This window comes from uncultured Allobosea sp. (genome assembly GCF_945957345.1).
Taxonomy (GTDB): domain Bacteria; phylum Pseudomonadota; class Alphaproteobacteria; order Rhizobiales; family Beijerinckiaceae; genus Allobosea.
In genome coordinates, this window is sequence record NZ_CAMFKW010000040.1 from 40,660 (window position 1) to 47,500 (window position 6,841).

A 6,841-nucleotide genomic window follows, 5' to 3' on the forward strand; every position below is an offset into this window, starting at 1 on the left:
AGACGGTGAAAGGGCGGATGAGCCGACCCCTCAGGACAATCCAGATCATGACCGACTATATCGCACCGTCCCTGCGCGACCTCGTCTTCACAACCGATAGCGTGCCCGTCATCGACGAGCTCGCCGCGCTCGACAGGCTCCTGCCGGAGCTGCCGGACGAGCTCGAACGCCATGCCGCGCTGCTCGAGCGGCTCCCGCCGATCCTCGACCTGCGCGGACGGGCGCTGGTGCATGCGCAGCAATATGAGCGCTTCCTCACCCTCGCCGAGGCCGATCCCGCGGCGCTGGAGCACATGGTCGACATCGGCAATGCGCTCGCCGTCCTCGCCCATGCCGGCGCGATCGCGATGCTGCTGGTGCCGCCCGGCTCGGCCGAGGACCACTTCGCCCGGGCCATGCTCGTGAAAGAACGCGACCAGCAATATCGCGCCGGCAACGGCGTTCACGATCCGGTGCTGATGGCGCGCGCTCTGCGGCGCTCCTTCGCCGACAGCCATCCGCGCCTCGTCATCGGCGCGCACGTGCCACGCGGCATGGAACAGGCTGCTCAGCGCTTCAGCGGCGCCGTGCTGCCGCAGCCGGACGCCGACGATGGCAGCGGCCCCGACGTCTATCATCTCGAACATGGACTGGGGCTGGAAACCTGGTTCGACGATCCGCCTGATCTCGCTCTCCTGCTCGACGAGGCGAGGACCCTGCTCTCGAGCATCGAGGCTTGGTCGCAGGCCGAGCCACCCTCTCCCTTCTGGTACGGCGCCCGGCGCGGCGCACTCATCCTGGCCTACGCCCGTCTCTGCCGCATTGGACTCTGGCCGGCGCGCAGCTCCGGCGACCTGATCGCCAAGATGGAGGTGGAGCGGCTCATCTCCGAACGCGCTGCCGATCCCGACGCGATGCGTGCGCTGGTCGAGATTGCGATCGGCGTCGGCCGCCGCATTGCCCGACAGGGCGGACGTTTCGTGACCGTTCTCGGCGGCGTCGAGCTGTGAGGCGCGCGATGACCACGATTCCCGCCTACGATGCCGAGGCCGTCGCGACCTTGCGCGACCTGGACCGGCAGAGGCTGCTCGGCCATCTGCGCGATCAGCGTCCCGATAGCGAAGCCCTCGAAGAACGGGTCGCCCCGGCTCGCGATGAGCCGCCCGCGACCGCTCCTGCGCCGGGGCCCACGGTCGCGGTCTTCCACCGAGCCTCCGTTCTCAAGCAGCTCAGGCTTGTCGGCCTCGGTGACGAGGTCGATGAAAGCGGACCTTCCAGCTCCGCCTCCAGTGACGAGCAGGGACGGGTCGAGCGTCTTCGGGCGCTCCTCCACGAGGAGCCGCTGCGCCGTCTCGTCGTTGCCGATGACGGCACGCGCGATCGCCTCACCCGGCTGCGCGAAGAATGCCCGGGCTTCGTCGAGGTGATCGCCCTGGTCGAGCGGGCCGCGGCACTCTCCGCCATGGCCGGCACCGGCATCGCCATCCCGCCGCTCCTGCTTGTCGGGCCGCCAGGCCTGGGCAAGACCCATTTCAGCCGCAGGCTCGCCGTCGCACTCGGCGTCGAGCAGCATGCCCATTCCTGCGCCACCAACTCCGACGCCCAAGCGCTCTTCGTCGGCCACCCGCCGACTTGGCGCGGCGCGCGCATGGGCGTGGTGACCGAGGCGATGCTGGGAGGGGAGACCGGCAATCCCCTGATCGTCCTCGACGAGATCGACAAGTTCGTCACCCATTCGACCGAGAAGCCCTACAACAGCCTTCTCGCCGTACTCGAGCCGGAAAATGCCTGCGCTCTCGTCGATGAGTATCTGCGCATCCCGTTCGACCTCTCGCGCTGCCTGATCATCGCGACTGCCAATGATCTCGACGCCCTGCCGTCCTACATCCAGGACAGATTCCTGGTCGTGACGATCGCGCCGCCGGATGGCGCGATGCTGCGCGCGATCGCCAGCCGCATCGCCGCCGAGATCATCGCCGTGCATGGCGATGCGTTCGCTTCGCCTGACGATGCGGTCGTGGCCCGGCTCGCGACCACCAATCCGCGCGGAATCCGCCGACTCGTCACCCTGGCGCTCGGCTTCGCCGCCGAGGCCGGACGCCGCTATCTCGTCACTGCTGATATCGGAGCCGCCGAGGCGATCCTGCTCGGCGGCATGGAGGGCGCGAGGAGGCCAATCGGGTTCGTGCGGCCGAAGCGAAAGGGCGAGGGGGAGCGGGAGTGAGGGTGAGAACGGGAATGCCCCCGGGAAACCCGACACGACAGAAAGGCAAGACGCCATGAAGACCAAGACAGCGCCCGTCACCCGCACGAAGCGCCCGATCGGCAGCCCGCTCCTTCCGCCCGGCTCGGCCGGCGCCGTTACCCAATGGTTCCCGACGCAGTGGCCGAGGATCGGCGGCAAGACGCTCCTGCCGCTCGCCGACACCGCCTTCACCAATGAGCGCTTTCGCACGGCCTACCAGCAGGGCAAGCTCGTGTTCATCTACGCCGCCGGCTGCGGCGAGGACCACAGGATGCCGACCATCGCGACCGGCCTGCTCGGCCTCGCCCGCCGCCTGAAGATGGCGGTGCACAAGGTCTCAGTCACCGCACAGGTCAACCTGCGCGACCGCTTCCGAGAGCTCAATAGCGACCGCTATGGCTCGCTCACCACCAGCGCTGACGGCTATCCGTGCTCCGATCTCGGCTACGACAACTGGATGGCGCAGCACATCCTGCCGAAGGGCAAGCCGCTCCCCGGCTCGCCGGTCATGCTCGCCGAGCGCTGCCTGGCGGTCCGGTTGCCGGCCGATCTCTCGGTTCGCGAGTTCGACAAGTGCTTGCACCACCGCATGCGCAACGCCGCGCTCAATCCCTGGCTTCGGAGTCCGGCCGGTCGAGCACACTGCGACCTGCTCGGGATCGCGCCTCAGGAGCTGAGGCGCGCAACCGCGTATGGATTCGGCGAGATGGTGCGTGCCAGCGAGGCGCAGGAGTTCTACTTCTTCCGCCCGAAAAGCCGGGACGCCGAACGCCTGCTGCGCATCGCCGAGCTGATCGTCCACGATCATGTGGTCAATCCTCGACGCGTGGCCGCCAAAAGCTGGAAATCACGTGGGCAGGGCTACGGGCAGCTCACATACCCGGTCCCATAATATTCTTCGCGCGACCCGAGTTCTTCCGGTCGCCTTTCCGGAGGAGATGCGATCAATCCCTTGGCCTTCACGGCAGGACCGGCGCGGCAGTCGCGCCGGATAGCCATTTAGAGGAGGTCATGATGCCCGCTCCGCGGACCTATTCCATTTGCGACAAATTCGGAATGCACGCTCGGTTTCTATCGAGCGTGGGCCACTACAATACCCACCATCGCTTCGAGGGTCTCGTTCTACCGCTCAGGCCCGAGGGCGGGCGGCAAGAACTCAATATCATCCTCAAGCGCGATTCCAAAGACCTCGTTGTCGTGATCGACGGGACGCATCACGGCAACTACGCTGTCTTCGGCGCAACGGAGGCTGCGAGTGCTTGTACCGGCGGCGCTCGCGCAGTCATCGTGATCGGGCTTGTTGCCCAGGTCGCCAATCTACAGGCAGAAGAGATCCCGATTATGGCTCGTGGGACGACGCCGCGGCTGATTCCCGCGAAAGAGGGGACAGCGACGGCTACCGCCGTCGACAGCGAGTGCGGCTGGATCACGCGTGAGCAATACATCGTCGGCGACACCGACGGTGCCGTCATGGTCGACCGTGAAATCTATCAGGGTAGGAACCCAATCAAGTAATCGCGTTAACGATTTGTTAACGAGTCGGAACAGAAATAGATCAATAGCCGAACAAAACGTGTCCGATAGGGGTGGCAGCAGAGCGCGACTCAGGCAGCCTTTTGGTCAGACGGAACCAATCGAACGTCGAAACCGAAAGGAATATAGCAATGTCGCACAAAGTCTCCAAGGTCGGCACGCTGCCGCCCTTCAACACCGCCAAGTTCAACCGGGCCATCTCCGACAAGCCCATCTTGGCGCGGCCCGGCCTCGCCAACCGCAAGACGCTCAAGACCCAGCCCCTGGCGATCCTGGACGCCACGAGGCTCAACCCGGCCATCTTCGGGCCGACCGCCTCGGTCGGCCCGAAGACCATCAGCAAGAAGATGCACAGGACTGGCGAGCTGGCGGTCTTCAACAAGGCTCACCTCAACCCCGCTGTCTTCGGCGAGGTCGGCGTTCTCAATTCCAAGCTCGTCAGCAAATACGCGATCGACTGCGCACTCAATCAGGGTGTAGCGACCGGCGTCAGGATCATGGCGGAGGAGCTGGTCAAGCTGCGGATGACGGAGGTTTCCGCGGCGGATCGTTCCGGCAGCAAGTATCTGGGCCTGGCACCCAACACCGTCGGCGCGCGCAGGCCGAGGCCGTACCCGATCCTGATCAAGCATCCCTCTGAACAAGGGCAGTACGTCCTCCTCGCCGGGGGTGAGCTCGTCGATGCGGCGAAGAATTCGGGTGCTACCGAGCTCGAATGCATGGTCATCCCCTACGCAACCGCGATTGTCGTGGGGCGGATGTTCATCGATGGCTTTGTCCTTCCCCGACACGGCCAAGTTACCCTCGTCCAGACGACGCCTCCCGCGGTACCGCCTAAGCAGAACGTCCCCGGTCATGACAAGACCGAACAACCGCTAGAGAAGGACGATGTGCCACCTGCGGAGATCGGAGATGGAAGGCCCGCAATCTCTCAGATGAAGGTCAAACCCGCTCTGATCCCCGTCGGTCATCAACTGCAGGCGCAGGCAATCCATGACGCAAGAGTGGTGGATGGTGAGGTGGTCGTGCGTGCCCACGCGAGCAGCGCTACGCCCGCGGCGAAGGCCATGCTGGAGAAAGCGCGCGGACAGGGCATCGACATCATCATCGAACATTCGCCGCTCATGACGGGACGGTCAGGCATGAGCTTGTACGAGCTCTCGCTGTGCATGTTCATCCGCCACCTGTTCTACCGCGTCAAAGACACGGCGAGCGGCAACACCACCCATCAGGCGGGATACACGCTCTTCCAGGAGAAGAATGGCACCAATTGGCCGGGCATGCCCGCTGATCTTAAAGAGTGGGTCGATGGGCACTGGGCTTTCTGGCTTTGTCGTAACAGCTTCTGGACGGCAGCGATCCCGGACGCGCTTTTCCGCGCTTGCGCGGCGTTGCGATACAACGTCGAGGAAGCCTCTTCCACGCAGCTCGATACCTACCTCTACGACTTGATCAAGGTGGCCTTCAAGGCGCTCGAGCTGGCGAAGCGCCAGACCTCCAACCTGCGCAAGCTCAACAGGATCAACGACTCGCCGAAGGACCGCCCGGCCAAGGCCGATTGGCGTGAGATCATCAACACGTCCGTCGATGGTATCCGGGACCGGCAGATTGGCGAGGTGTACCAGATCGAGGCGTTCGATCTGCTGATGCTCGCGGTTCTCGGGCGCGTCAACGGCGCGAAAATCCGGCACGACGAGGGAGAACGGACGCTGGAGTACCAGTGGCTGGTCGCGATCGGAGATTTCGTCCGGACCGGCAAGATGATCGTGACCTGCCTGATGGCCCAGGAATTCGTTCTCGTGGAGATCGACCGCGTTGCCGGGCGCGCGCTCGACGCCGGCTGGCTGGTCTTCGAAACTGCCCTCTCGATCGCGTGCAAGGACCGGTGCAGCCTGGAGGACGCTCGCCGCGAACTCCGCCTGATCTGCGAGGAAGCGATGGTCAACAGCTGCGGAATGATCGTGTCGCACTCCCGCGACGGCCGGTCGAACCTCGTAGGCGCGCCTCTCGATGAAGCCACGAGCACCGCTGCTGAAGTTCCCAACCTCCTGTTCTGACGAAACTTGCCGCACCCGAGTTGTTACGGTGGCGTTCGGGCGCGGCACCATTCCACAGATGATCTCACCGCAGCCAAACAAGCGAGGAGAGACGATCATGACCACGAAGACCCCGAATGTCGCGGTATCCAACGACGAGGCCCTGCTGAAGCTGACGCTCACTCTCATTGGCAAGTGGACCCATACGGCGTCCGAGATCAGGAACCTCGCCGAGGAGGCGGAGAAGAGGCTGGACAGGATCCGGATGCCCAACAGCATGCGCAAGGGCATCATCGCGACCCATATCTTCAAGGGGCCGGTCGCTCGCGCCTACGGCTATTCCGTGAACGGCAGCATCGTTACGCTGCGTCGCGCGGCGACCGGCTGGCGTGTCATCGGCTTTGCCCCCCAGCGGATCTTTCCCCAGCAGGGCGGCGAGCTGAAGCTCCAGATCGCGCCAGAGCAAGAGACCGCCGCCGTCATGGCGATGTGGCGCGCTTGGGGCTTCGTCACGAAGCGTCCGGCCTTGCCGGTGACCGGCGAGCCTGCGGCCAACCCGGTCGTCCCGGCAAAGGCGCCTATTTCTTCCCGCCCCGAATTAATCCGGTAGCCATCAGCTTTAATGTGGTCAGATTGGTCAGCCTCTCCCACCGGAGGCGGCCATGGCCAGGAAGCCGAGACCAGGAAAAGACGATGCCGCCCCTGGCCAGCCTGCCGGGGGCGGCATTGTGTCGTCTCACAAGGCCGATACCAGCCATTCGCCCGCGCCCTCGCAAATCGGAGAAGACGCCGTGCACCGCCTGGCCCGGCTGGTCGGCCGTCAGATCGCGCGAGAGCGATACAGAGGCAAAGAGGGTTCACGGACCGGCTCGCGGCCGAAGGGAAAGAAGGCTTGAAGGCGACGCAGACGATATCGATACTCTGAGCACCCGACCCCCGAGAGCCTGTGATGATGGGCCCCGTTCAGGAGGCGTCCCAATGACCCGCGTCGCGATCTACGCCCGTTACTCGTCCGATCTTCAGCGTGCGGCTTCGATCGAGGACCAGT

General features: G+C 64.8%; 7 protein-coding genes (1 of these 7 cut by a window edge). All 7 read left to right on the forward strand.

The genetic code is table 11. The annotated features are described in order from the left end of the window. Window positions 1-17 precede the first annotated feature (17 nt). Complete coding sequence (locus tag Q0Q36_RS18485; protein ID WP_293800178.1) at window positions 18-989, forward strand: hypothetical protein; 972 nt, start codon at window positions 18-20, stop codon at window positions 987-989. 8 nt (window positions 990-997) lie between these two features. Next, entirely contained in the window at window positions 998-2,203 is a 1,206-nt protein-coding gene (locus Q0Q36_RS18490; RefSeq protein ID WP_293800180.1) for an AAA family ATPase, read from the forward strand. 55 nt (window positions 2,204-2,258) lie between these two features. Next, window positions 2,259-3,116 carry a hypothetical protein gene (locus Q0Q36_RS18495; protein WP_293800182.1) on the forward strand — a complete coding sequence of 286 codons (858 nt, stop codon included), beginning with the start codon at window positions 2,259-2,261 and terminating at the stop codon, window positions 3,114-3,116. 119 nt (window positions 3,117-3,235) lie between these two features. After that, complete coding sequence (locus tag Q0Q36_RS18500; RefSeq protein WP_293800184.1) at window positions 3,236-3,739, forward strand: hypothetical protein; 504 nt, start codon at window positions 3,236-3,238, stop codon at window positions 3,737-3,739. 149 nt (window positions 3,740-3,888) lie between these two features. Then, window positions 3,889-5,814 carry a hypothetical protein gene (locus Q0Q36_RS18505; RefSeq protein ID WP_293800186.1) on the forward strand — a complete coding sequence of 642 codons (1,926 nt, stop codon included), beginning with the start codon at window positions 3,889-3,891 and terminating at the stop codon, window positions 5,812-5,814. 28 nt (window positions 5,815-5,842) lie between these two features. Next, window positions 5,843-6,403: a hypothetical protein gene (locus tag Q0Q36_RS18510; protein ID WP_293800188.1), complete on the forward strand. Its 561-nt coding sequence runs from the start codon at window positions 5,843-5,845 to the stop codon at window positions 6,401-6,403. Window positions 6,404-6,771: 368 nt separating this feature from the next. Then, a protein-coding gene (locus tag Q0Q36_RS18515) for a recombinase family protein (RefSeq protein WP_293800190.1) crosses the window boundary here: on the forward strand, window positions 6,772-6,841 show its 5' end (the start). 1,628 nt of this gene lie beyond the right edge of the window; 70 of the gene's 1,698 nt are visible here — the first part of the coding sequence; its start codon is at window positions 6,772-6,774; its stop codon lies beyond the right edge, outside the window.